The sequence below is a fragment of the Rheinheimera sp. EpRS3 genome (assembly GCF_001513785.1).
Classification (GTDB): Bacteria; Pseudomonadota; Gammaproteobacteria; order Enterobacterales; family Alteromonadaceae; genus Alishewanella.
In genome coordinates this window covers 62267-84982 of sequence record NZ_LNQS01000010.1, presented here as the reverse complement: position 1 = coordinate 84982, position 22716 = coordinate 62267, and the positions used below count along the sequence as shown (strand labels likewise).

The 22716-nt window shown below is 48.3% G+C and carries 26 protein-coding genes; 14 read left to right on the top strand and 12 right to left on the bottom strand.

Translation table 11 applies throughout. The features are described from left to right. Positions 1–39: 39 nt before the first annotated feature. The 3 genes from AR688_RS15885 to yidD are packed head-to-tail and all read left to right on the top strand — an operon-like array spanning position 40 to position 1455. Positions 40–930 (top strand): LytR/AlgR family response regulator transcription factor, encoded by an 891-nt coding sequence (locus tag AR688_RS15885; protein ID WP_068236207.1) that lies wholly within the window; start codon positions 40–42, stop codon positions 928–930. A 41-nt stretch (positions 931–971) separates the two neighbouring features. Continuing rightward, a complete protein-coding gene (locus tag AR688_RS15880) occupies positions 972–1190 on the top strand; it encodes a DUF4177 domain-containing protein (RefSeq protein WP_068236204.1) in 219 nt (72 codons plus the stop codon). A 1-nt stretch (position 1191) separates the two neighbouring features. Continuing rightward, positions 1192–1455 carry a membrane protein insertion efficiency factor YidD gene (yidD, locus tag AR688_RS15875; RefSeq protein ID WP_068236200.1) on the top strand — a complete coding sequence of 88 codons (264 nt, stop codon included), beginning with the start codon at positions 1192–1194 and terminating at the stop codon, positions 1453–1455. Positions 1456–1512: 57 nt separating this feature from the next. Here the strand turns inward: yidD and AR688_RS15870 are convergent, their stop codons facing one another. Continuing rightward, entirely contained in the window at positions 1513–2175 is a 663-nt protein-coding gene (locus AR688_RS15870) for a hypothetical protein (protein ID WP_068236197.1), read from the bottom strand. A 294-nt stretch (positions 2176–2469) separates the two neighbouring features. Here AR688_RS15870 and AR688_RS15860 point away from each other — a divergent pair, with 294 nt between their 5' ends. Both AR688_RS15860 and AR688_RS15855 read left to right on the top strand, forming a co-directional pair. Beyond that, positions 2470–2976: a hypothetical protein gene (locus AR688_RS15860; RefSeq protein WP_156420330.1), complete on the top strand. Its 507-nt coding sequence runs from the start codon at positions 2470–2472 to the stop codon at positions 2974–2976. Continuing rightward, positions 2973–3401 (top strand): hypothetical protein, encoded by a 429-nt coding sequence (locus AR688_RS15855; RefSeq protein ID WP_068236186.1) that lies wholly within the window; start codon positions 2973–2975, stop codon positions 3399–3401. Before AR688_RS15860 ends, AR688_RS15855 begins: the two co-directional genes overlap by 4 nt. Here AR688_RS15855 and AR688_RS15850 read toward each other — a convergent pair. The 4 genes from AR688_RS15850 to AR688_RS15835 form a co-directional block, all read right to left on the bottom strand. Continuing rightward, positions 3398–4198, bottom strand: coding sequence for a hypothetical protein (locus AR688_RS15850; protein WP_068236183.1), 801 nt, complete (start codon positions 4196–4198; stop codon positions 3398–3400). The two genes, AR688_RS15855 and AR688_RS15850, sit on opposite strands and share 4 nt — an antisense overlap. A 91-nt stretch (positions 4199–4289) precedes the next feature. Beyond that, entirely contained in the window at positions 4290–5141 is an 852-nt protein-coding gene (locus AR688_RS15845) for a PA4780 family RIO1-like protein kinase (RefSeq protein ID WP_068236180.1), read from the bottom strand. Between the two features lie 83 nt (positions 5142–5224). Continuing rightward, positions 5225–5623: an MAPEG family protein gene (locus AR688_RS15840; protein WP_068236177.1), complete on the bottom strand. Its 399-nt coding sequence runs from the start codon at positions 5621–5623 to the stop codon at positions 5225–5227. A gap of 78 nt (positions 5624–5701) precedes the next feature. Then, positions 5702–7612, bottom strand: coding sequence for an extracellular catalytic domain type 1 short-chain-length polyhydroxyalkanoate depolymerase (locus tag AR688_RS15835; protein WP_068236174.1), 1911 nt, complete (start codon positions 7610–7612; stop codon positions 5702–5704). A gap of 279 nt (positions 7613–7891) precedes the next feature. On the opposite strand from AR688_RS15835, the gene AR688_RS15830 reads away from it, so the two are divergent. The 9 genes from AR688_RS15830 to AR688_RS15795 all read left to right on the top strand — a co-directional run bounded on the left by AR688_RS15830 (position 7892) and on the right by AR688_RS15795 (position 17691). Next, positions 7892–9532 (top strand): amidohydrolase family protein, encoded by a 1641-nt coding sequence (locus AR688_RS15830; RefSeq protein WP_068236171.1) that lies wholly within the window; start codon positions 7892–7894, stop codon positions 9530–9532. A gap of 82 nt (positions 9533–9614) precedes the next feature. Beyond that, the gene (locus AR688_RS15825; RefSeq protein WP_082694816.1) at positions 9615–10406 is read left to right on the top strand and encodes a polysaccharide deacetylase family protein; all 792 of its coding nucleotides are present in this window, start codon (positions 9615–9617) and stop codon (positions 10404–10406) included. A 133-nt stretch (positions 10407–10539) separates the two neighbouring features. Then, positions 10540–10704 carry a hypothetical protein gene (locus tag AR688_RS20375; RefSeq protein WP_197412257.1) on the top strand — a complete coding sequence of 55 codons (165 nt, stop codon included), beginning with the start codon at positions 10540–10542 and terminating at the stop codon, positions 10702–10704. A gap of 71 nt (positions 10705–10775) precedes the next feature. Next, positions 10776–11786, top strand: a complete 1011-nt coding sequence (locus AR688_RS15820) for an MvdC/MvdD family ATP grasp protein (protein ID WP_068236168.1) — start codon at positions 10776–10778, stop codon at positions 11784–11786. Then, on the top strand, positions 11771–12652 hold the full coding sequence (locus AR688_RS15815; protein ID WP_068236164.1) for an SDH family Clp fold serine proteinase: 882 nt from the start codon (positions 11771–11773) through the stop codon (positions 12650–12652). Before AR688_RS15820 ends, AR688_RS15815 begins: the two co-directional genes overlap by 16 nt. After that, entirely contained in the window at positions 12628–13179 is a 552-nt protein-coding gene (locus AR688_RS15810; protein WP_156420329.1) for a MauE/DoxX family redox-associated membrane protein, read from the top strand. The genes AR688_RS15815 and AR688_RS15810 overlap by 25 nt, the downstream gene beginning before the upstream one ends. Continuing rightward, positions 13179–13748: a hypothetical protein gene (locus AR688_RS15805; RefSeq protein ID WP_068236156.1), complete on the top strand. Its 570-nt coding sequence runs from the start codon at positions 13179–13181 to the stop codon at positions 13746–13748. The genes AR688_RS15810 and AR688_RS15805 overlap by 1 nt, the downstream gene beginning before the upstream one ends. Next, positions 13745–15541, top strand: a complete 1797-nt coding sequence (locus AR688_RS15800; RefSeq protein WP_197412255.1) for an ABC transporter ATP-binding protein — start codon at positions 13745–13747, stop codon at positions 15539–15541. Before AR688_RS15805 ends, AR688_RS15800 begins: the two co-directional genes overlap by 4 nt. Positions 15542–15798: 257 nt before the next feature. Next, entirely contained in the window at positions 15799–17691 is a 1893-nt protein-coding gene (locus tag AR688_RS15795; protein WP_068236153.1) for a methyl-accepting chemotaxis protein, read from the top strand. Positions 17692–17792: 101 nt separating this feature from the next. On the opposite strand, the gene AR688_RS15790 is transcribed toward AR688_RS15795, so the two are convergent. The 7 genes from AR688_RS15790 to AR688_RS15760 form a co-directional block, all read right to left on the bottom strand. Then, positions 17793–18218, bottom strand: a complete 426-nt coding sequence (locus tag AR688_RS15790) for a GNAT family N-acetyltransferase (RefSeq protein WP_068236150.1) — start codon at positions 18216–18218, stop codon at positions 17793–17795. Positions 18219–18289: 71 nt separating this feature from the next. Then, positions 18290–18895 (bottom strand): hypothetical protein, encoded by a 606-nt coding sequence (locus AR688_RS15785; protein WP_068236147.1) that lies wholly within the window; start codon positions 18893–18895, stop codon positions 18290–18292. A gap of 169 nt (positions 18896–19064) precedes the next feature. Next, the gene (locus AR688_RS15780) at positions 19065–19301 is read right to left on the bottom strand and encodes a hypothetical protein (protein WP_068236146.1); all 237 of its coding nucleotides are present in this window, start codon (positions 19299–19301) and stop codon (positions 19065–19067) included. Positions 19302–19548: 247 nt separating this feature from the next. Beyond that, on the bottom strand, positions 19549–19995 hold the full coding sequence (locus AR688_RS15775) for a hypothetical protein (RefSeq protein WP_068236145.1): 447 nt from the start codon (positions 19993–19995) through the stop codon (positions 19549–19551). Positions 19996–20501: 506 nt separating this feature from the next. Then, entirely contained in the window at positions 20502–20996 is a 495-nt protein-coding gene (locus AR688_RS15770) for a hypothetical protein (protein WP_068236139.1), read from the bottom strand. A gap of 180 nt (positions 20997–21176) precedes the next feature. Beyond that, on the bottom strand, positions 21177–21917 hold the full coding sequence (locus AR688_RS15765; RefSeq protein ID WP_068236137.1) for an endonuclease: 741 nt from the start codon (positions 21915–21917) through the stop codon (positions 21177–21179). Positions 21918–22122: 205 nt separating this feature from the next. Further along, positions 22123–22623, bottom strand: a complete 501-nt coding sequence (locus AR688_RS15760) for an Mpo1 family 2-hydroxy fatty acid dioxygenase (RefSeq protein WP_068236134.1) — start codon at positions 22621–22623, stop codon at positions 22123–22125. Between the last annotated feature and the right edge of the window lie 93 nt (positions 22624–22716).

Here is a 22716-nt window from a genome sequence, read left to right as displayed (position 1 = left end):
GACTGACCGGCGGCGTTTGGGGATAACAGGTGGCACAGTGTGACGAGCGGTAAAACAAAAAGTCTGTTTGAGCGGTTTGATCAGCATCCGCAATTATTCAGCTATCTGCTGCTAATAGTGTATTTTTTTATTAATGCGGCTATTAATGCCAGCTCTGTCTGGATGGAGCACAGCAGAAGCAGCAACAATACGCTGCAGTTGTGGGAGCCCATAGTGTGGGAATACAGCAGTGCGGTAAGTACTTTGCTGCTTTGTCCGCTGCTGTTCTGGTGGTTTAGCCGCCACCCGTTGCAACTAAGTGGCATACGCCGCCAGCTATTGCTGCACTTAACCGGCAGCCTGGTGTTTTCTGTTTGCCATGTGGCCATTATGGTAGGCCTGCGTGAGCTGATTTATCACTGGCAGGGGGGCAATTACAACTTTGGCCCGCTGCTGCGCGAGTTTTTCTACGAATACCGTAAAGATGCCTGGGGTTATCTGTTCTTTTTACTGAGTTATCAGCTGGCGCAGTTTGTTTACAGCCGTATCAAAGGTGAAGCGCATCAGTTAGATAATGCTGAAGAGAGCGTTGCAACACAGCCAGTTAAAGCGCCGGAGCATTTTCTGGTAAAAAAGCTGGATAAAGAGTTTTTGATCCGGGTAGAGGATATTGAATGGCTGGAAGCGAGCGGTAATTACGTTAACCTGCACAGCAAAGGCCGTATTTATCCGCTGCGCGCTACGTTAAGCAATACACTGGCTCAACTTAGCAGCAAAGGTTTTAGCCGTATTCATCGCAGTTTGGCGGTAAACCATAATGCGATAGACAGCATTAGCTACGACAGCAGCGGCGATGGTGATATTTTGCTTAAAAGCGGCCAGCAACTGGCGCTGTCACGTCGTTTTAAAGACGCATTCAGGGCCGCATTACAACCCGATGCAGTGAATTGAAGAACTTTAACCCACATTAATAATATTAAGGGCGACATACTATGGCGACACAGTTTAAAGAATACAGAGTAATCCATATCGCTGAAGGTGGCTGTGGCACTATATTTTTCGGTGCCTCGGGTTTGCCGTTAAAAAAAGTTGAGGCAGAGCTCAATGCACAGGCTGCACAGGGCTGGCAGGTTGTGTTTCAGGTGATTGAGCACAAGCGGTTCTGGTTGTTCTGGAGCCGTGAAGCCATGATCGTAACGTTGGCCCGCTAAAGTGAAACGGCTGCTGCTAGGGGCAATACAGCGTTACCGTAGCAGCGGTGGAGGAAAGCGCTGGTTTGGTATTGATTGCAACTTTGAACCCAGCTGCTCTGCCTATACTTACACCGCCATTGAACGTTTTGGCCTGCGCCGTGGTGTGTTGCTGGGCTGGCAGCGCATTAAGCGCTGCAGCCATCGCGACAGCTTTTGCAAATGTATCGAGCCGGTGCCAGTGGCTGAACATAATCCAGGATTAAAGTGTGGTGTTAAACGCTAAACCATAGCAATTTGGATAAACCAGAGCAGCGGCGATAAACATACCGCCGCTTACCGGTTAACGGCCGTCGTTAATCTGTGTTACCACTTTAGCCTGCATCGCCGGGTTTTCAATCTGTAGCTCAACCTCTTGCTGCAGAATAATATTGCCCTCTACTACTACATCAGCGCCGATATACAGTGTTGGCTTGTTGTCATTATTCCAGCCAAAAAAGGCTTTTTTCTTACCACGAGGTTTGTATACCACATCACCTTTTACCACTGTATTGCCGGTTAGTTTAATATCACCATTTACCGTTGTTACATCGCGGTTTGCGTTGCTGTTATCCAGCACAATATCGCCATTCACAGTGGTAACATTGCCACCAATTATCGCATTGCTACCGGCTAAAATTTTACCGTTAACGGTGCTTAGTTCATCTGCTACCTGCAAGCCGCTGCCGCTTTCAATACTGCCGTTTACGGTGCTGGCGCTGTGCAGCTTTACGTTATCGCGCAGCTCAATGCTGCCATTAACGGTAGAAACGCTTTTGGCACTGCTGTTACTGGCCATTTTAACACTGCCATTTACCAGCGAAATATCGTCATAGTGTTCGTTAGTTCCCACAGAAGCTGAGCCCAGTACTTTGTCAATACTGCCATGCTCAGCGGCATAAGCATTAACAAAGCAACCTGAAGCAATAACTAAACTCACAGTGGCAACAATTTGGGATAATTTCATGGTGGTGTCCTTTTTATAGTTAGGTTGCCATAGGTTTTGCAAAAGCTTTGCCAAGATTAACTTATTGAAAATTAACTTCTTTAGTGTTTTACACATTGCGGTGGTAATATTTTTAGCCAAAATTTAGCTAAAAAAGCTAATTAATAAGTTTTTATTAATAGTGGTTTTTACGCTTGAAAAATACCAGCTGATACTATATTTTTTAAAACTAAATTTAACCTTTTGTTTAACTTTCAATTTGGCTTTAGTGTCGGTTTTAGCAGTAGCGGCGCACATTTGCAGGAGATCTGAGGCATGTCTCAAGTTCCAACCGATATTGATAACAATCTTAATCAGCATATCAGCTACCTTTGTTCGTTTAGCCTTGGCCAGAATAATGGCCAAAACCACTGCGCGCACTTTGTTTCTCATGTTATGGGCTATGAATTTGCGGGACCAACCTGTAAAAACTTTACCTGGGACGATAAACAGAAAGCCGAGGCTGGTGCCACTATCCGGGTAGACGATATTTTTAAACGCTCACAACAAACCGGCTTGCTGGAGGATAAAAGCGCCGCGATGACGGAATGCCTGATTTTCGTTACGCTGGCATCTAATGTTAGCAAGGTTGGCGGCTCGTTGGTGATGGGTAACCACCCGCGCAAGCACATTGGTATTTTGTCACACGGTAAGGTGTGGAATTACAGCAATACCGGCAACAAGGTTGTGGCCGACACGCTGGAAGCGTTTAAAGTTAAGTTTACTAACGCCTACAGAACTGCAGGCACTACGGTTGAATTTTATTACGGTAAATTTATATGAAAAATGTCGCTTTGCTTGTGCTGTTGTTTACCACTTGCGCTTGTGCCGGATCCGCGGCTGTAACGCCGCCCTCGGCAGAGCAGGTGTTTCAGGTGTTTATGCAGCACATGGCATTACCGTTAAACAGCGAGCCAAATTGCCAGCAAACCTCTGCTGCCAACCCGGCGCAAAGCCTGACACTGGGCCAGCATTTTGCCACTAATTTATCGGTGAGTTATGCCAGCGATAATAACGTTAGTGTAAAGTCATCCTGCGCGGCTTCAAAATTTGAGCAGGAAAACGGCCAGCTGCAACCGGTATGGGACTGCAAAATAGAGCTGCAGGAGCAAGATGCACAAGGCGAATTTATTTCCAGCTCTATGACAGCATTTTACTTAACGGCAGACAGCAAAACTTTACTGCCCGGGTCTTTACGCTGCTTTTAAGCAATACCATACAGCCGAAAAGCAATGTATTTGCTCATGGCAATATGCAGGGTAAATTTGCCATGTGCCGATTTACCGGCATGGCCCAGCAGAATAAAGTCGGCACCGCTTAGCGCATCCAGGTCGGCCAGGTTAAAGCGTTTTACCAGGCTGCGGCGCAGATCTGCGTCGATAAAAACACTGGGCTCTTTGCGGTAGTCGCCGATATTCAGCCACAGCTCGTCGTCTTCCGGATTGTCAAATTCACGCTCGTTAACGTTGTTGATCCGGCCCCAAAAAATATACAACGCCTCTAAATGCTTATCGCTGATATCATTCACATGCACTACATAATCGGCCAGTTTACCGGCCATCAGCTCACGGCCGGAGGCGGCCAGTAGCTGTAATTTCTGACCTTGCGCAGCAAAGTCCGCATTGCGGCATAAATGGCTTAATAACTGGCGCAGCGCACTGTTAACGTCATAGCCGTTGCTGCCGCCCAGTTGCGGCGCTTTAATACTCTGCCATAAACCGGCCGGGGCATATCGCGCGCTGGGTTCACGTACGGTATCCGCTTTATGGCCCGGGCTTGCTTCATCTTCTGTGTTCAGGCGCAAGGTGGCTGCGTCGCAACCGTCCTGGTGGTGCGAGCCAAAGCAGGCAGCACGGTTTATGCTGTCGCTGTTAACCGCTTTAATAAACCAGGCTTTTTCACCACACAGTGGGCATAGCAACAGGCCACGGTAGCGCTCTGCAGCGCTAAGGTAGTCTGTAGTATTAATTAAACGCTGGTCGGTAAGAAAACGGGCCTGCTGCAAAAGGGAGTCCTGCGGCTAAATACATTGTTTAAGCTAAACATAAATGCATTGGCAGGCAACAGCTTTATTGACCCGGATTCAGGCTAAAGTGTTAATCGTCTTGCTCAAGTGAACGGGCTTTGCGCTCTTCAGCTTCGGCAAAGGCAGCTTTTATTTGCTCTAATACGGCGTCGACGTCGGTTTCGCTGGTATCAGCAATAAATTCGCCGCTTAGCTCTACTTCCGGGTGTAGTTCACCGGCTTCATACAGCGCCCAGATTTCTTCGGCGTATTGGGTGCTAAGTAGTGCCGGGGCATACTGGCCGTAATAGTCGCGCATATTGTTTACATCGCGGCAAAACATCCATTTGGCATTGTTATTGGCGGCGGCATCCACCGCTTGCGGCAGGTCAATTACTACCGGGCCGTGGTCATCCACCAGCACGTTAAATTCGGATAAATCGCCATGCACCAGGCCTTCGCACAACATAATAACAATATAGTGCAACATGGTGGCGTGATCGGCTATGGCTAAGTCGGCATCCATTGCCACATCAGCTAAACGGGGCGCTACCATGCCTTCGTCGTCGCATACCAGTTCCATTAGCAATACGCCGTCGTAACAGCCATAGGGTTGCGGCACACGGACACCGGCTTTAGCCAGTTTAAACAGCGCATCTACTTCGGCATTCTGCCAGCTTTCTTCCTGCTGTTGACGGCCAAACTTAGAGCCTTTTTCCATCGCGCGGGCGCGGCGGGTACTGCGTACTTTACGGCCTTCCTGATATAACACCGCTTGCTTAAAGCTGCGTTTGTCGGCTTCTTTATACACTTTGGCGCAGCGGATATCCTCGCCGCAGCGCACAATATACACAGAAGCTTCTTTGCCGCTCATCAGCGGGCGTATTACTTCATCCACCAGACCTTCGTCGACCAGCGGCTGAATACGTTTCGGTATTTTCATTGCGCCGTTATACCTTAGTTAACGGCGCATAGAAATAGCTGCAGGGGGGCTTGGCCTGAAAATAATTGCTGTACCACCACCGGTTACCCGGCTATATAAAGGCGCATAAAGTACAGCATAATAATGGCCAACGCAGCCAGGGTAATAACGCCGAATGTCAGCAACATGCCAAATACACGAAATTTAAACGGTTCTTTTAACTGACGCACGCCCCAGGCATGGCTTAACCGGGCCAATAGCAGCGTAATACCTAAAATATGCAGATACAGCGGAGCTAAACCGCTGTACTCGGCCAGAAACATTAACAACAGGGCAAAGGGTACATACTCAGCAAAATTAGCATGTACCCGGATAGCGCGCTCCAGGCACAGTTCACCTTTGCTGCCTATACCTACCTGAAAACGGCGGCGCTTCGCCACCACGTTAACACTCAGCACCAGAAAGAACAGGCCGAGTATTGCGGCATATAAAGCAGTTGTCATAGCGTATCCTCAGAAATTATAAAGCCCGTTACGAGCACGGGCTTTAGCATAGCGTTGTTTTAGCCAATTTACAGCATCTTACTGTGGGCAAGCGCCTGCTTGCCAGTAACCGCTGCTGGTAGAGTGCAGAATACTGATACCCCAGGTTGAACCTGCTAATGCAGTATTACTGCCGGTGGCAAAATAGTCTGGTAGCAGCGGGTTGCCCGTGCTGTATGCCCGGCCGGCAACCTTGTGGCTGTAATTGTTGCTGCTAAATTGCACACAGTCTGCCGGTGGCGGCGTGGTACCGCCATTGTCGCCGCCATCGCCCGTTGCACTGCAGCTTTGAGTTGGGCCAAAACAGCTGCCGTCATCATCCTGCCAGCGGCATTGTGCGCTGCTTACCAGTTGCTCGCGCAGCACGAAGCTGGCGGTACTGTACTCCAGATAGCAGTTGGCATAATTGGTGTAATTTAACCGGCCGGCGCTAATATGCTGATCCAGCGTAGCATTCTGCCCGGCATCTACAGTGAAGTTAAGTAGCTCGCTGCTGACTAAACCACTTTGATCCAGTGCCGTTATCAGCGCGGTATTTGCACCACCGGGCAGGTTGCAGCGCTGAGCGCTGAACAGCTCGTCATTAACAGTGGCATTCACGCTGCCGTTACTGAATTCCACACTAACAGAAGCTAAATCGCGGTTTAGGTCAAACACCTTACCCGCTACCGTAGCGCACTGGCCATCAACACTTACCTGCAGTTCACTCAGCTGGGGTGCTGCATCCGGTGGCGGCGGGCCCAGCAGTAACGAGGCGCTGTAAGTGCTACTGATCAGACCGTTACTGTCGCTGGCGCTCACACTTATCAGGTACCAGTCGTCTGCCAGTGTCGGGCTGCTCAGACTGAAATTACCTGTGGTGTCCGGCGTAGTAACGGCGCTTTGTTGCTGGTTCAGGCTGTTAGTAAAGCTGGCACTAATGCTGATGCTGTCACCGTCGGCATCAGTGGCGATACCATTGACACTGATTTGGTTATTCGCCTGGCTAACGCTGATATTACTGAGCTCTGGCGCACTGTTGCGGTTAACCCTTTGGTTATTATTCTGAAAATACTGCCCCAGATAGCTGGCATAATTAATACTGCCTGCACTGATATAAGCGCCACTGGCAGCCTGGCCACCAGACCATGCATGGTTAACACCATTAAACCACAGCATTGATACGCGGCCATCCTGCCACAGGGTTTCATCGGCGGTACGGCTGCTGCCTTCGCTAATCAGGTTTTCGCCGCTTAACCGCGTTACGTTATACAAATCAGCCATGCCGGTGGCATTTTGCTCGTTGTAGCACAGGTTTACTGTGGTATCGCTGCGGCCATGGGCAATAGAGGCTATCTGGCTAGTAAAATGGCTGGCATAGCTGCCGGCATATTGCGCACAGCGGCTGGCGACATTGGCTGTTTCACAGGGGCCAATTGCACCGTTAGAGCTGGTGCCAATGCTGGGGCCGGCACTTACACCCACACCCGCAAAAATATCCGGTGCCAGGCAAGCAGTGGTATGGGCAAAGCTGGCCCCGGAGGACAAACCGGCAATATAAACCTGATTCGGGTCAATCTGATAACTGCTATTGGCTGTTAGTGTGGTCGCCAGGGTGATCAGGTTTTTATAGTCTCCGGCACTGCGGGCTTTAGTGCCCTGCCAGTATGACCAACAACCAAAACCGGCTTTGTTCATTGCATCGGGTACGGCAACAACCAAACCATATTGTTCGGCTGCTTGCGCCAGATTGGCAGTTAAATAGGCGTCTACTGATTGGGTGCAGCCATGCAGAACCACCAGCAGGCCACGGCCCTGGCCAATAGCGGATACTGAATCCGGTGTATAAAGATGCACTTTATTAAAACCGCCAATGGCGACATTTTGTTGCCAGCTACCGGCGGTTGCCGCCGCAGAGCTTAGCAGACCAAGTGTAACTAAGGCCGCCAGTGTAGAGTTGTGTTTTTTCACGTCGTCTGTTCCTTATCATTATTATTGTATTGAACACCGAAGCGACGCAGCCTCTCCCTGTCTGTGTTATACCAACCGCAGCAGCAGGCCTCAGCGTGGTAGAAACTATAGGTGCTTGATAGCAAAAGTGGTTTAGTACTTTAGTGCAGAGACATAAGCAGCTACAGCTAAAATCGGCTGTTTTATCGACTGGCGACAGCTTTTAACCGTTAAATACCCTACTAAGCGCACATGGCCGGCTATATAGTGTTGATGACAATAACAGCAGGAAACAACAGTATGCGCCTACTTCAATGGCTGTCCGGTGCCAGTCTACTGGTTACTACTCTGATTAGTTTGCCGGCTTTAGCAGCTAAGATCGCGTTAACTAACGTCAATCTGGCCGATGTGGAAAACCTTACGCTAAAACCCGGCCAAACCATTTTGCTGCACGATGACAAAATCAGCGCCATTTTACCCGCCAGCCAGCCGGTACCGGCAGACTATGTGCAGGTAGATTTGGCCGACAAGTATGTGCTGCCGGGCTTAATTGATGCCCATGTGCATCACGCGACTGAACCGGAAGGCTACAATAATGCCGCCATAACACGTCAGCGCCTGCAAAAACTGCTGCGCGGTGGGGTAACCTCGGTACGGGATATGGCCGGTGATGTGCGCGTGTTGGCTGGGTTAAAACGCAGTGCACAGCTGGATCTGATCCAGGCTCCGGATATTTATTATGCCGTTATTCTGGGCGGCAAAAGCTTTTTCAGCGACCCGAGAACTGCAGCAGCGGCAAAAGGCGGAACGCCTGGTGAGACGGACTGGATGCGCTGGGTTGATGATAATACCGCTGTTGACGCCCTGATGCAGCGTGCGCTTGGCACCGGCGCCAGTGGCATTAAAATTTATGCCGATGTCCCGGCCAGTAAGGTAAAGCAGCTGGCTACAGCGGCGAAAAAGGCCGGTATAAAAGTATGGTCGCATGCTTATATCGGCCCGGATAAACCCTCTGCAGTGGTAGCAGCCGGGGTCGAGGTGATATCACATGTACCGGATTTATCGGCTGAAGTGATTCCGGCTTATAAAGCCTGGCGGCGCAAGGATGGCACTATCAGCGAAGCCGTTAAAACGGCATCGTTTGACAGCAGCAACTACCATAGTTTACTGCGCAGCATACAGCAGCAAGGCATAGTGCTGGACGCCACTTTGACAGTATTTGAGCAACACCGTGATAAGGGCCCTAACCGCGAGCTGATGTTTCAGCACGGCATTTTTCTGACCAAACTGGCAGTGCAATACGGCATAGCCATCGCGGCAGGCACTGATGCTTTTGATGATGCCGCACCGTTGCCTGAGCTACACCACGAGTTACAGTTGCTGGTAAAACTAGCCGGCCTGACACCGGCACAGGCATTACAGGCCGCTACGCTGAACAGTGCAAAAGCGATAGGTATCGACGACGAAGTGGGTACTATTAGCGTGGCTAAAAAAGCCAATTTATTGATCCTGAATACCAATCCATTTGACGATATCAGCAACAGCAGCGATATTGCTCATGTGCTGAAAAATGGCCGCTTTGTTTATCGCGGCGATGACAGCCGACTGCCGTTTTCTGCTGCGCGTAAAGCTGATGGCATGCTGTGGTTGTCGGGTCAGATTGGTAATTTTCCCGGCACTATGACACTGGCCGGTGCTGACATTGAAAGTCAGATGATGCAGGCAATGGACAATATAATGGCGGTATTGCAAGAGCACCAGCTAACAGCACAAGATGTAACCAAATGCACGTTGATGCTGGCAGATATTGCAGACTGGGCCAAAGCCAGTGAAATTTATAAAAGCTATTTTGCTGCGCCGCTGCCTGCGCGTAGCGCCTTTGCCGCCAGCGGCCTGGCACTGAACGCCAAAGTAGAAATTGAGTGTGTTGCCAGTCTGTAATAGCAGTCTGGCGCTGACACAGCCCCTCGCCTGTGGCATTTGCGCGGGTTTAGGCTGCTGTATCACGTAGAGGAGGTTGGATATGCTGACACGGATTATTTTTTTACTCGGCTGTTGCATCGCATTAAGCGCTGGTGCTCAGGTGCAGCCGGGGTTCAACTGGCCAAATGGCGCTAAAGCGGCCGTTAGCCTGGCGTATGATGATACGCTGGCCTCACAGCTGGATGTGGCACTTCCCGCGCTAAATGCACAGGGCCTGAAAGCCAGTTTTTACCTGCAGTTGTCCAGCCCGCTGTTAACTGCGCGTTTAAGCGAGTGGCGTGCGGCAGCGGCACAGGGCCATGAACTGGGTAACCATACGCTGTTTCATCAATGTTCTGCGGGCAAGCCCGGCCGTGATTGGGTAGCAGCAGAAAATAACTTAGATACCATCAGTGCTGTGCAACTGGTGCAACAAATTCGTTTAGCTAACAGTATGTTATTTGCCATTGACGGCAAAACCGAGCGTACCTTTACCGCCCCCTGCGGTGATGAGTTAGCTGGCGGCCAGCCTTATTTACCGCTGATATACAGCGATTTTGTCGCGATAAAGGCCAAAACAGGGGCTATTGTTGCTGATATGGCGCAGGTAAATGTGTATGCAGTTGAGGTGATAGCACCGGTTGGCAGCAGCGGTGCCGAGCTAATCGCGCTGGTTAAACAGGCTGCGCAATACGGCACTATGGTGAATTTTACTTTCCATGGCATCGGTGGCGATCACTTAAGTGTGTCGGCAGACGCCCACGCCGATCTGCTGGCCTATCTGGCCGCCAACCGCGATACCTACTGGACGGATACCTTTGTGAATATTATGCAATATGTAACATCCAGGTGAGTTTAGGTAAATATAGTGACTGATTATATTAGTTGAATTAATTTATTGTATTGACTTGGTGACTTTTGAGGGCTAGTTTTGTTTTTCTCTCGTTATTTTTCGAGAGATTTCAATAAAATCAAAAGGTGAACATATGAAAAAGCAAAACGAAAAAAAGTTATTTGCATTTAAGTTGGCCGAGAAAAATCAAGCCGTTAAAACAGAATCACAATGGAAAGCTCGTGCAGGCGTTGCCGTTGCTGGTTGCACTGGTCCTATGAGGGATTTCCGTTACAGTGACTCTGGAATGTTCTGTTAAGCTTGCGTTGCGTACTTTCAAGCCTTGCTTGGCAAGGCTTTCTTTATTAATAGCGCTGCCAGAGAGTGAAGATGACAAGACGCGTCTTAATTGTCAGCAATAGCTTTGACTTACATGCTGACTTAATTACCCCTCACTTAAACAATTACAACAGCAACCCATTCAGAATTGACCTTGATTGTTTTCCGCGTGATTACCAGATTTCCCAACTACTCTGGCAGGGAATATTAACCAGCACGATTACGCATTTGCCATCTGGCCAAAGTGTGAATCTGACTGATGTTGGTGCTATCTGGTTGAGAAAACCGGCTGACTATGCGTTTATCAGCGCAGATTTAGCACCGCAAGAGTTGGCATATGCCAGGTTGGAAACTGAGCACGCGTTGTTTGGTTTGTTATATACATTAGACTGCTACTGGGTAAGTCATCCAAAGTTTTTGCGTGGTGCTATTTGGAAGGCTGAGCAGCTGCAGCGGGCAATGAAACTGGGATTCAGGGTACCCGCGTCACTTATTACAAATTCTGCTGCACAAGTTCTTGCATTTAAAAAACAAATAGCTGGCGACATTATTTTTAAGCCACTATCAACATCGTTACTTGCTGCTGAAATAGTATCAGCGTCGGATCGTGTTGTTGAAGGCATCACGACCACTATTATTGATGATGATATGATGGCAGATCTTGAATCGGTTAATGAGCTGCCTTGTTATTTTCAGGAATATATTGCTAAGCAGTATGAACTTAGGGTAACAGTGATTGCGGGGCACGTATTTGCCGCCAAAATATACTCGCAGGATGATGTCAGAACGACAGTTGATTGCCGAGATATATCGGCTGACATCAGATATGAAGCGACTCAACTGCCGCCAGAGATTGCCAATCGCTGTCGCGAGTTTGTCAACAGTTATGGCTTAAACTTCAGTGCGCTGGATATTATCGTCACACCGGAGAACGAGTACGTATTTCTTGAAAACAATCCCAACGGTCAGTTCCTGTTTATAGAGCAGTTAGTGCCTGAATATCAGCTGCTGCATACTCTGGCAGCGACTTTAACCGGGGAGGCGCAATGTCGCAGTCAGTAGCTCAGCGCTTGCAAACTATTATTACTGAGTTGGAGCAATGCCGTGACAGCAGGGTGTTGGTGCTGGCAGCATCCCAACTTGACATGGCACTGTTGCCAAAACTATACGAACAACTGATGGCAATTGGCAAAACAAAACGACTGGACGTGGTATTGCACTGTCACGGTGGTGTAGTGAACGCAGCAAGGCGTATTGCACTGTTGCTGCGCCAGTTTACTACGCATCTTAGTTTTATCGTGCCTTATTATTGTCAGTCGTCTGCAACTTTGCTTGCATTGGCGGCAGATGAAATAGTGGCTGGACAGATGGCAGTTTTTTCGCCGCTGGACCCACATCTGGAGGGCGGTGCTGACGATGGAACGACCTCAGCGCTGTCTTGTATGGATATTCAGTTGTTCAGCAAAATGGCGCAGGACTGGTTTGACATAAACGCAGATAGCAATAAAGCCGAGCTATTGTCAATATTATGCAGCAGTATTTTCCCTCCTACTCTGACAGCGTTCTACCGTACAACGCTGGAGCTGAAACAGATAGCAGCAGAGTTGTTACAGTATCAAATGCCTACAGCAGAACCCGATGTGCGCACTGCCATTATTGATAAGTTAATGTTTGGTTATCACTCACATAGCTATGCCATAACGCCTGCTGAAATGATACAGCTGGGTTTGCAACTGAATATCCGTCCTGACATTGAACTGCTGGCTTGGCAAATATCAGTGCTGTTGCAGCAAGATGTAGGAGGTGCTGTACGCAATACGCCGGATGACTCCTGGCAGGATGTGCTATTGGTCAGCCGAGGCTTGGCTAACAGCAGACAGCAAGCCGGAAACGGTATGTCGCGGTGGTTAGAAATCGAGGTATCGTGATGGGTTATGAGCTGTTTTTGGCTGAAGTAATTCGATTTTACCTGGGCTTTATTCTATTTGCTGCTGCTTGGGGTAAAAGCCGCACTTATGCTTATTTTAAGCAGCAATTAACGGAGTCTTTTCGTATTCCTACTGTTTACAGTCGTATGCTGGCATCTGGTATTCTGGCTCTGGAATGGGCGCTGGCACTGATTATTCTGACAACCGGACACCAGCTTGCCATCATTGTTGCCGGTGGGTTATTCAGCTTGCTTAGTGTGGTATTGCTGTACCGCTATTTAGCTACTGGCATGATCAAATGCAGTTGTTTTGGTGAAAAGGATCGCCCGGTAACAGACTACGATTTGCTACGTAACGGGCTAGTAATAATGGCGTTTATGGCCTTTCTCTGTTTAGACAACCCTGCTTCTGAGATGGCGTTGCAATGGCTGTTTTTCTCTGCCAGTCTGGCGGTATTACTGGTCCTTATTACGATAAATCTCAGCGATATTATGTTACAACTTATTGATATGGCAGAGGGAAGGTAATGGTTGATGCCACTGTATTGTATATTGTTCTAAGCATATTGCTGTTTAGTCTGATTTTAAATCTGATGTTAACGTTAAATGTCATGCGGACGTTACGTCGTCTGCCCATAGCCGATGCCCTGCCGTTAACACCTACACCGCAAACTGAACTGCCCCCGGTCTTGGCCACCTTATTAGTTAGTGGAGAAGTTACCAGCTTTAATGCCGGTGAGCAGCCTGCAGTGCTGGTGTTCTTATCCAGCCGTTGCCCAAAATGTCAGGAAAAAAAGGCAGAAGTGGAGGCTCTATTGCCGCTGGCAACTGCTGCAGAGGTACATCTTTGGTTGGTAAGCAGTGAAACAGCGTGGCGAACCCGGCGTTTTCTGTCCAGTGCTGTATTGCAGCAGCACGCTGTGCTCATCAGTCAAGAAAACTATAAATTGCTTAATCCAAGGCAAATATCTCCGTTTTATTTATTTATTGATCACGATGCCCGAGTGCAGGCCGGCGGAACTTTGGGTGATGAAAACTGGCAAAGCTTCTGTGAACAGATGATGGAAATACAGCAAAGTGCAGGAGCGTTAAATTGAACGGCCATCAAGCCGGTTCACTGAATCAGCATTATCAGCGCTTTGCGTTGCTGCAGGGGTTCGGTCGGCGGTTAGCGCTGGGCTTGCTGATCATGCTGCTGACTGTTGTCATTCAGCTAAGTTACCCTAAAGCGCTGGCATATTTCATTGATAATATTCAGCTGCAGCAAGACAGCAGTTGGTATAGCACTTTTGCTATCGCCATGTTAGTGCTGTTATCTGTGCAAGCTGTGGCAACGGCGATGCGATACTACTGTTTTGAATCAACAGGTTACATGGTTGTTAGTAAGATCAGGCAATTGGTATACAATGCAATACTGAGACAACCAATAAGGTTTTATGACAAACACAATGTGGGTGAATTAACCAACCGGCTATCAGCTGATGTAGAAATACTGCATGATACCCTAACCATGGGGCTGGCTATTTCATTAAGGGCGGCGCTGACATTTGTCGGCGGCGTCATCATGCTGCTGCTGATTTCTCCAGCACTAAGTGTAATGTTAGTTGTGTTTGTACCGCTGAGTTTATATCTGGGACGCTGGGTGGGTAGGCGGATCACGCAACGGGCTACGGCCGTGCAGCAACAGCAAGCTTTGTGTGGCAAAGTGGCTCATGAGCATTTTACCAACATACGTTTAGTGCATGCTTTTAATCAGCAGGCTTCGGCGAAAAAAGCTTATGCGTCTGCAACGAATAGCGCATTACAAGTATCTGTAGCCTGTGTCAGATTTTTTGCTTATTTTCATGGCATCACGTCTTTTCTGACCTACATGGCTTTGCTGATTACGTTGTGGTTTGGTGCTACGTTGATTAGTAGTGGTAGTCTTTCTATTGGTGAGTTAACCAGTTTTATTATTTACGCTGCTATGGTAACCAATGCAGCGGCGGCTATTGGTGACTTCTGGACGGAGTGGATGCGCACTATAGGTGCTACTGACAGAGTTTTTGAGATTATTGCCAGTGCGCCATCAGATGAACCGCAAAGCGCAACACACCCTGCATTAACGGGTAATATCAGCTTTGATAATGTGTCGTTTTCTTACCCGGAGCGCTCAACCCAGCTCGCGCTGAACCGAGTCAGTTTCAACGTCATTGCAGGTGAGATAGTGGCGTTGGTTGGCTCATCCGGCGCGGGTAAGTCGACAATTGCTAGTATGATCCTAGGCTTTTATATGGCTGATAAAGGCCGGATTAGTTTTGACAACATTAGTATGCAGCCTGAGAATGTCAGCCATCTGCGTGAAAACATTGCTATCGTTGAACAGGAGCCATCATTATTTTCTGGTACTATCTTTGAAAACATAGCCTTTGCCGTAGCGGGCAAAGATGTTAGCTCAGACGATGTGATAAGAGCGGCAAAGCTGGCCAATGCGGATGAGTTTATTCAAAGTTTTGCTGCGGGCTACCAAACAGTGGTGGGCGATCGTGGAGTTCAGCTATCCGGCGGTCAGAAGCAACGTATTGCTATTGCCAGAGCATTACTGCGGGATCCGAAAATACTGATCCTGGACGAAGCAACAAGCGCACTCGACTCAGCCAGTGAAGCCAAGGTACAGCAAGCGTTAAGCACTCTGATGGCAGGTCGTACTACATTTATTATTGCTCATCGTTATTCCACTATCGTCGAGGCTGACCGTATTCTGGTGTTATCAGACGGCTGTGTAGTACAGCAAGGCTCACATACAGAACTTATGCAACAGCAACACGGATTGTATTTCCATCTTATGGCAAATCAACTAACTCAAACCGACACCATAGACACAAAACCGTTAATCGCCAGTGCAAGATAAGCTTTGTGCAGCTATTGGCCACTACAGTCATGAATTCTGCCTTAGTATCTCAATTGGTTTAGTATGATTATCAGTTTGGCTTTAACCGTTGGCAGTTTTTAGCAATAGTGAAACAAACTGCGGTATCTTTGTACTAACAACAGTTGAGACAAGCACAACACAGCCTTTGCCCAGCTCGTTGTTTTTTAAATTAATCTATACTTGCAGTACTCATTCTGTCCTAATGCTTGTCAGAGCTACAGCACAAGGAAATCTTCATGCACTCTACGCTAAAAATGCGGCTGTTATTTAGCAGCTTAGCCGCTGTTTTGGTTACCGTGATTACACTGGTTAGCCTTACGACCTACTTTATCCGCCATCATGCCTTGACCGACACCCAGGAAAAAATAGACCAACTGGCCATTACCTTTGCCGGTGGTGTAGGGCAGTGGATGGAAGACAAAAAAAGTAACATCAGCAGTTTGAAATCAATCATTGAAGCGGACCCGGAAGTAAATGTGCGGCTGCATTTACTGCAAACTCAAAATGCAGCCCGGTTTGGCTCTACCTTTTTTGGTAGTGAAGCAGGAGTAATGATGTACCAGGACGCAGCACTGGACAACGCCAACCTGGACCCGCGCACCCGGCCCTGGTATCTGGATGCAAAAGCCGCAGGCACTATTGCCATTACCGCGCCTTACATTAGTTCATCGCTAAAAAAACAAGTTGTTACCATTGCCGAACCGGTGATGGTTTCCGGCCGGCTGCATGGTGTCGTTGCAGCCAACCTCACTATTGAACAGTTAACCGATGCCGTTTTAAAGCTGAAAGTACCCGGCGACGGTTATGGCATTATGGTGCAAAAAACTGGCCTGATTATCAGCCACCCCGACAAAGTACTGAATGAAAAACAAATTACCGACATAGACAGCAGCTTTACGCTGCCGTGGTTAGCCCAAACTATGGGTACCGCCACGCTGACAGAGCACACTCTGGATGGTGCCACCAAATTGGTTTACACCACTGCTATTCCACACACCGATTGGGCCTTAATTTTTGTTATGGGTAAGCAGGAGATTATGGCGCAATCTACCGGTTTGGCCTGGATTATGTCATTCGCCGGCGGTGCCTTAATGATATTGTTCGGCATTATTCTTATTGCGATTTTCAAACTGCAGTTCCGCGATTTAGAGCGTGTTGCCCAGGCGCTTAATAATATTGCCGAAGGTGAAGGCGACCTGACTGTTAGCATTAAAACGGCCAGCCAGCACGATGAAATTGGCATACTCGCCTCTGGTTTTAACCGTTTTGTTTCGCGTTTACACGGCATGATTTCACGCATGCACGATATTGCCGGCCAATTGGAAATTCAGGCAAAAAGCAGCAGTAACTCTGCCATGCAAACCAGCCAGCGCATTGAAGTACAACAAGATGAAGTCACCATGGTGGCCACTGCTGTTACTGAAATGGCTGCCGCCACTGAGGAAATTGCCGGCAATGCCGATCATACGGCGCAAACGGCACAAGATGCGGTAGGCTTGTCTGAACACGGCAAACAGCAAGTAACAAAAAGCCAGACTTCTATTCGCGATCTGGCCCATGAAGTAGAAACAGCCAGTACCATTATTGGTGAATTAAACGCCCATTCGCAAAAAATCAGCAGTATTTTATCTACCATCAGTGGCATTGCTGAGCAAACCAACTTATTGGCATTAAACGCAGCTATTGAAGCTGCTCGCGCCGGTGATCAAGGGCGGGGCTTTGCCGTGGTAGCCGATGAAGTACGGGTGCTGTCGCAGCGGACGCACTCATCAACACAAGAAATTCAAACCATGATTGAAACCCTGCAACAAACTGCAGCCAAAGCGGTGAAGTCGATGACGCAAAGCCACCAAATGGCAGAAACCAGCGTAAGTGACGCCCACTCAGCCAGTGAGAGTTTGGTAAAAATCAGCCAGGCCATTCACGAAATTTCTGGTATGGCGATTCAAATAGCCACCGCAGCCGAAGAGCAAACATCGGTTACCAGTGAAATTAACCGCAACACAGAATCTATCCGGACTGTATCAGAAAGTTTATCAACTGAAGCCCAGGCTGCCAAAGCACAAGCGCAGGAACTGGCAAACCTTGCCGCGTCACTGCAGCAGGAAGTAGGCCGCTTTAAATTGTAGGGTTTAATAAAAACTCTGTGTCAGCATAGCTAAATGCCCCTCTTTACTCTTTGCAAGGAGTTAACGGGGGCATTTAAATTTAAAGCAGGCTGTCTCTTGTGTTATTCGCCTACAAAACGGCACATACCTTTACCCAGTGTCTCGCCATCGCGCTCAATAAAACCGTAGCGGCGGTAAAATGGCTCTTTGCCTTTGGCAGCCAATAGCCCAACGGTAGCACCGTTTGTGCAGGCGCTGGCCAAATAGGCTTCTACTCTGGCCATAAGCATATGGCCGATACCAAGGCCCTGATAGTCAGGGTCAACAATCACGTCCTGAATATAAAAATACATAAAGCCATCACCCACAACACGCGCCATACCAATAAGCTGGCCATCAAGCCGCACGGTGGTGTTGAACAGTGAGCTATTCAGGCTGTTTTGCGCAGTGCTAAGCTCAACGCTGTCCCAGCCCACTTTGCAACGCAGGGCGATATATTCAGACGCAGTGGGTGGCTGGTCAGCGGTAATGTAACCGGGCGTTTTCATTACAGGCTCCTCTGGCTTAGTTGCTTATTGATCGAGAACAGACCGGCCGCTAACGTAGCCAGAAAAGGGCGTTACTCATGGCTGCCGCAACTGGTAACTACTGAGCGGGAATAATCCAGCTGCACGTCCAGGCTTGGGTCATTAAACACAGCACTATAGGTTTGGTTGAAGAGGTTCGCCAAATCCTGAGACGACTTGTTTGTTGTGCCATTGCTGGTGCCGAGTATCTGAAAGATCTCCATTATATTTGCGTGCAGGCACTCAGCTTCCGGTTCAGCCGACCCGCTACAATACTGTGTCAATTCCTCGCGGGCACCATTATCGCTGCTGCCGTTGGCTGTGGCCAGAAACCGAAGCACACTAATGTAGCGGGCAGTAACTTGCTCCGGATCATCAGGCAGCGGCTCCATCGCGTCCAGTATGGCATTGGCTTTATCAAAGTCATTAATGCTTTGAGTTTTAGCACCGCGCAGAATTAAAAACCGCGCAACATTGTTGCCTACAACATACTCGCGGTCGTTGCCAACTTCACGCATGGCGGCGATGGCTGCATCTGCCCCTTCGGTGTTGTAGCGGTATTCTGCACTGCACAGTTGTTGGTGCATACGGGCATTATTATCGCTGCAAGCGGCGAGGATAGTAACAAGGGGCAGAACGAAGATTTGCCAGTAGCGCATACAGGAGTCCATTTTCTAAGTCGTTGCGGGGCGTTTATAAGCGTCAGGGTAATGTGTTGGTGGATGGCAAACTTATATGTGGCGCAGAGTACTGTCAATATGGCGCCGACTACAACGTCCTCCAGCCAGTGCGTAATCCGACAAACCATAGAAGAAATTTCAGGTTTTATTACTGTTTATGCAGCGTAAATAATGTCAGCCCTTCCACTTCAGAGGCTTTTGCAGACAGTATTTTATAGTAACCCATGGCAATACCGTCTTTGGCAAAGGCATAGCTCAGGGTGTTAGCCTTTTTTGGAAATACCGTGTTTTCTTCGACATGCAGTAACTCTATGTCTATTAGTTCTTCGTATATCCGCAACGCCGCTGGTGTTACCGCTACACCATCAATGTGAATACTGTCCATTGTCATGTCTCCTGACTACTGCTGCTTGGTGTTGTTTCACGGTTTTAGTTATGGCGGTCACTGTTTGCCGGTTCACCACCATTTATTCTCAATCTCTTGATCTTCGACCTCTTGAGGCCCTGAGATTTTCCAGGCAATCGCTTCATTAATAGTTAACTTGCGGATACCGTAACAATTGGATCTAACCCTCAGTTGTAAATATAAGAGTTCAGCGTGCTTAACGACTGCATAACTTTTATTGGCTTGGTTATGGAGTTACTGACAATATCAGTAATCCGTGCCAGCAAATATATGACAAAGCACCTAGAAGTAGCAGCATGCTCTGCAATCCGCCATAAAAAGCCAGTTTCTTCATCCTGTTTTGACTACTGTTTAGTAAATCAGATTTGTATTTAGAGATCAGCTCAGTGTGCTCGGGATAGTTTTTAAGCTCACGCTTAAGAAAAAGGTAAATCATATTTTTAAAAGTAGAATCGACAGTCAGCTGAGCAAATTTTAACCCTGATATAAAACTGAGTGACCATAAAGTTATTGAAAGAGCAAAAGCAATATGATTTAAGTTGAAAGGCTCTACTTTGATTTGAGTGATTGCGTAACCGATGGCAGATACTGACACTGCAAGCAAAAAATAAATGTACCTCTCTTGTGCGGCCTTAAATTGTTTATGTAATTCCAGCTCTATCTCAGTTGACACTTCATCTCCTTCATATGGATACACAAATGCTTGTACAGAAGCTCTAAACCCGCAAATAAATTGGCTCAGATCTAAGAAGTTCTAAAATTGCACCTAGTCTAGGCTGCTGGTTGTTTTTAAATCAAGCATTTTAAATTTGTTTAAAAACAAGGCAGGTAACTTGCGGGTTTACTGCTCGCAAGTTGTGGATAAAAACTAAATAGAGGCATCTACAGGCTTATATCGTGGTTTTACCAGCCATATTATTGGCTGACTTTTGAACCATAGCCCGTTGGCTTATAGCCTAAGTTCCTCTCGCGCTTGCCGCTGACAAAGGGTTTGTCGTGGCCCATATGTTGCTGGATGCGCTGGTTTAGCTCAATTTCTTGTGGTGTTTTGCTTATGCCTGGCGATAAACAGCTGTTGCGGGGGACGGGACAGGTTGAGGTTGTATTTGTCGGCATATAAAAATATATCAGAAGAGGACAACGAAAAGAGAACTGAAGTCTCTTTCCGTTGTTGTTTAACTAGGCTGTGGCAACCTTCTCTGCACCGGCCTGTTCCAAAATGTCTTTGATTCTGTCTTTGTTATGGCTGGTGTATTTTACACCTACCAGAACAGAGCCTTCTTTAATGGCATCTTCATAGTACTTTATTTCATGCTCAGGAATAAAAGCACCGATGATTGCACCCAGTGAACCGCCAACCGCGGCACCTGCGCCACCTGCGGCAAGCGCGGCAACTAAGGGGCCTGCTACAACAAGGCCAGCACCGCCGGTTGCTACTGCGCCGACAGCGGTCATGCCAGCGATCACCGCCGCTACAATGCCGGTTGACGCGGCACCGATTACTCCGCCCTCAGTGGCTTTTGTGCCCTCATCTACGGCAAAATTTTCTTTAGAGTGAGTACCATTGGCAATAACTGAAATATCATTGTGGGTAACACCGGCACTTTCTAAACGAAAAATAGCGTTGCTGGCGGCCGAAGAACTTTTAAATAAACCTGTAATAACTTCGCTCATGTTAACTTTCCTTATGGGTAAGTGGGTTTTTTCATGCATCTAGATAGAGCAAAGAAAGTGCCAGTGGCGAATTTTTTACAAAACATGATTTATATTATGAGGTTACAAATTAGCTGCTGTCAGCGGGGCCGTGCCGTAAAGGTAACTATTGCTTGCAGCTGGTAAAAGTTACCAGCCACTTTACCGGCTGACCTTTAAACCATAGCCCGTTGGCTTGTAGCCTAAATTCCATTCGCGCTTGCCGCTGACAAAGGGGTTGTCGTGGCCCATATGTTGCTGGATGCGCTGGTTTAGCTCAATTTCTTGCGGCGTTACCGGGTCTTGCTTGTGCCAGGCGATAAACAGCTGCTGCTGGGCGCGGGACAGGTTTAGGTTGTATTTGTCGGCCATATAAAAGTAGATACGGGCTATATCGCCGCGCACCGGTGGGGCGGGCTCGAATACCTGTTGTTTAAAATCTACCTTAACCGGGCAGGCGCCGTGCTTTGCCGGAGTAGAGGGTAATACGCCAAAGCGGTAATTACTGCGATCGCCGTTTACCTCGCCAATCGCTGGTACCAGATTGTATAAGTCGGCTTCCATGGCACGAAATACGCTGTCGGTTTTTACGCAGTTTTTGCGCCCGCTGTCTTGCCAGCACTGGCGCTGGTGGCCAAAGTGATGCGCCGGCATAACGTGCTCCCACTCTATCCGGTTAGCGCGCGGGCCATTTTTACGCACCTGGTAACCGCAGCCAGCTAAATCGGGTATGCCTTTTTTGCCTTGCCAGCTAATGTCGCAGTCGCAATAAAAGCTTTTTGCTTCAGGGGCGTGAATGCGCTGGGCTAAACGTTTGGCCTGGTCAAAATTGGCGGGTGCAGCTAAAGCAAATACAGAAAACAGCAGCAAAAAGCTGCCGGTACAACAGGATAAAAACTTCATTCACTACCACTTACTTCAGTGAGAACAGCCATGCAGCTGTTGACGCAGAGCTCGCCTTGCTCACGTCAACACGCCGTAAACCCTTCCGTGGGGGCTCGACTCAGGCATCCATGCCTTCAACGGTTGACTTACAGCAAGCCGATCTCTGCTACGACAATTTATTTTCGCTGCTCAGCTTAATCAGCCGCGCTGAACAGCAACTGACTTAATGCGTCTTACCGGCAATTTGCTCAATGCGGTGCTGCAGCGGTTTGCGCAGGCCAAGTTTAAAACCCAGTTCGGCCATAATAAATAATGGGCCAATCAGTAAGCCCACTAAGTCGTCGACAAAGGCCGGTTTTTTGCCTTCGTAATAATGGCCAATAAACTGCAATACCCAACCGACAACAAAGAGGGCGATTGAACTCCCAAGCCAAAGCCCGAAGGGTAAGGCGGCCAGTTTCGCCGCCAGCAGCAGGCTAATGCCGCTAAAAACAAACATAACCAGGCCAAAGCGCAAGTCCAGCCGCAGGTAAAACACCATACTGCCAATAAACAATAATAATGCCGGTGTAATAACCATGCCTGCCAGCGTAAATAATGGCCAGTACAGCAGGGCAAATACTGCCACCACTATTAGCGGTATGCCGGCGTAGTGGGTAAGAATATTGCGCTCGTCGCGGTGGTACAAAGCGTACTGGCTTAAATGTTCGGTCAGGTTTTTCATTGTTATTCTGCCTGCTGTTGTCTGGTGTTAACTCAGGTGTTGCTAAGCCTAAATCCGGCATGGCAACGGGTCAATGAGACACTTTGTTCCCAA

What these genes read in the sequence shown, in the direction of transcription:
- AR688_RS15880 (WP_068236204.1), top strand. Translation starts at nt 972, where the DNA reads ATGGCGACACAGTTTAAAGAATACAGAGTAATCCATATCGCTGAAGGT.
- AR688_RS15870 (WP_068236197.1), bottom strand. Translation starts at nt 2,175, where the DNA reads ATGAAATTATCCCAAATTGTTGCCACTGTGAGTTTAGTTATTGCTTCA.
- AR688_RS15860 (WP_156420330.1), top strand. Translation starts at nt 2,470, where the DNA reads ATGTCTCAAGTTCCAACCGATATTGATAACAATCTTAATCAGCATATC.
- AR688_RS15855 (WP_068236186.1), top strand. Translation starts at nt 2,973, where the DNA reads ATGAAAAATGTCGCTTTGCTTGTGCTGTTGTTTACCACTTGCGCTTGT.
- AR688_RS15845 (WP_068236180.1), bottom strand. Translation starts at nt 5,141, where the DNA reads ATGAAAATACCGAAACGTATTCAGCCGCTGGTCGACGAAGGTCTGGTG.
- AR688_RS15840 (WP_068236177.1), bottom strand. Translation starts at nt 5,623, where the DNA reads ATGACAACTGCTTTATATGCCGCAATACTCGGCCTGTTCTTTCTGGTG.
- AR688_RS15830 (WP_068236171.1), top strand. Translation starts at nt 7,892, where the DNA reads ATGCGCCTACTTCAATGGCTGTCCGGTGCCAGTCTACTGGTTACTACT.
- AR688_RS15825 (WP_082694816.1), top strand. Translation starts at nt 9,615, where the DNA reads ATGCTGACACGGATTATTTTTTTACTCGGCTGTTGCATCGCATTAAGC.
- AR688_RS20375 (WP_197412257.1), top strand. Translation starts at nt 10,540, where the DNA reads ATGAAAAAGCAAAACGAAAAAAAGTTATTTGCATTTAAGTTGGCCGAG.
- AR688_RS15820 (WP_068236168.1), top strand. Translation starts at nt 10,776, where the DNA reads ATGACAAGACGCGTCTTAATTGTCAGCAATAGCTTTGACTTACATGCT.
- AR688_RS15815 (WP_068236164.1), top strand. Translation starts at nt 11,771, where the DNA reads ATGTCGCAGTCAGTAGCTCAGCGCTTGCAAACTATTATTACTGAGTTG.
- AR688_RS15805 (WP_068236156.1), top strand. Translation starts at nt 13,179, where the DNA reads ATGGTTGATGCCACTGTATTGTATATTGTTCTAAGCATATTGCTGTTT.
- AR688_RS15795 (WP_068236153.1), top strand. Translation starts at nt 15,799, where the DNA reads ATGCACTCTACGCTAAAAATGCGGCTGTTATTTAGCAGCTTAGCCGCT.
- AR688_RS15790 (WP_068236150.1), bottom strand. Translation starts at nt 18,218, where the DNA reads ATGAAAACGCCCGGTTACATTACCGCTGACCAGCCACCCACTGCGTCT.
- AR688_RS15785 (WP_068236147.1), bottom strand. Translation starts at nt 18,895, where the DNA reads ATGCGCTACTGGCAAATCTTCGTTCTGCCCCTTGTTACTATCCTCGCC.
- AR688_RS15780 (WP_068236146.1), bottom strand. Translation starts at nt 19,301, where the DNA reads ATGGACAGTATTCACATTGATGGTGTAGCGGTAACACCAGCGGCGTTG.
- AR688_RS15770 (WP_068236139.1), bottom strand. Translation starts at nt 20,996, where the DNA reads ATGAGCGAAGTTATTACAGGTTTATTTAAAAGTTCTTCGGCCGCCAGC.
- AR688_RS15765 (WP_068236137.1), bottom strand. Translation starts at nt 21,917, where the DNA reads ATGAAGTTTTTATCCTGTTGTACCGGCAGCTTTTTGCTGCTGTTTTCT.
- AR688_RS15760 (WP_068236134.1), bottom strand. Translation starts at nt 22,623, where the DNA reads ATGAAAAACCTGACCGAACATTTAAGCCAGTACGCTTTGTACCACCGC.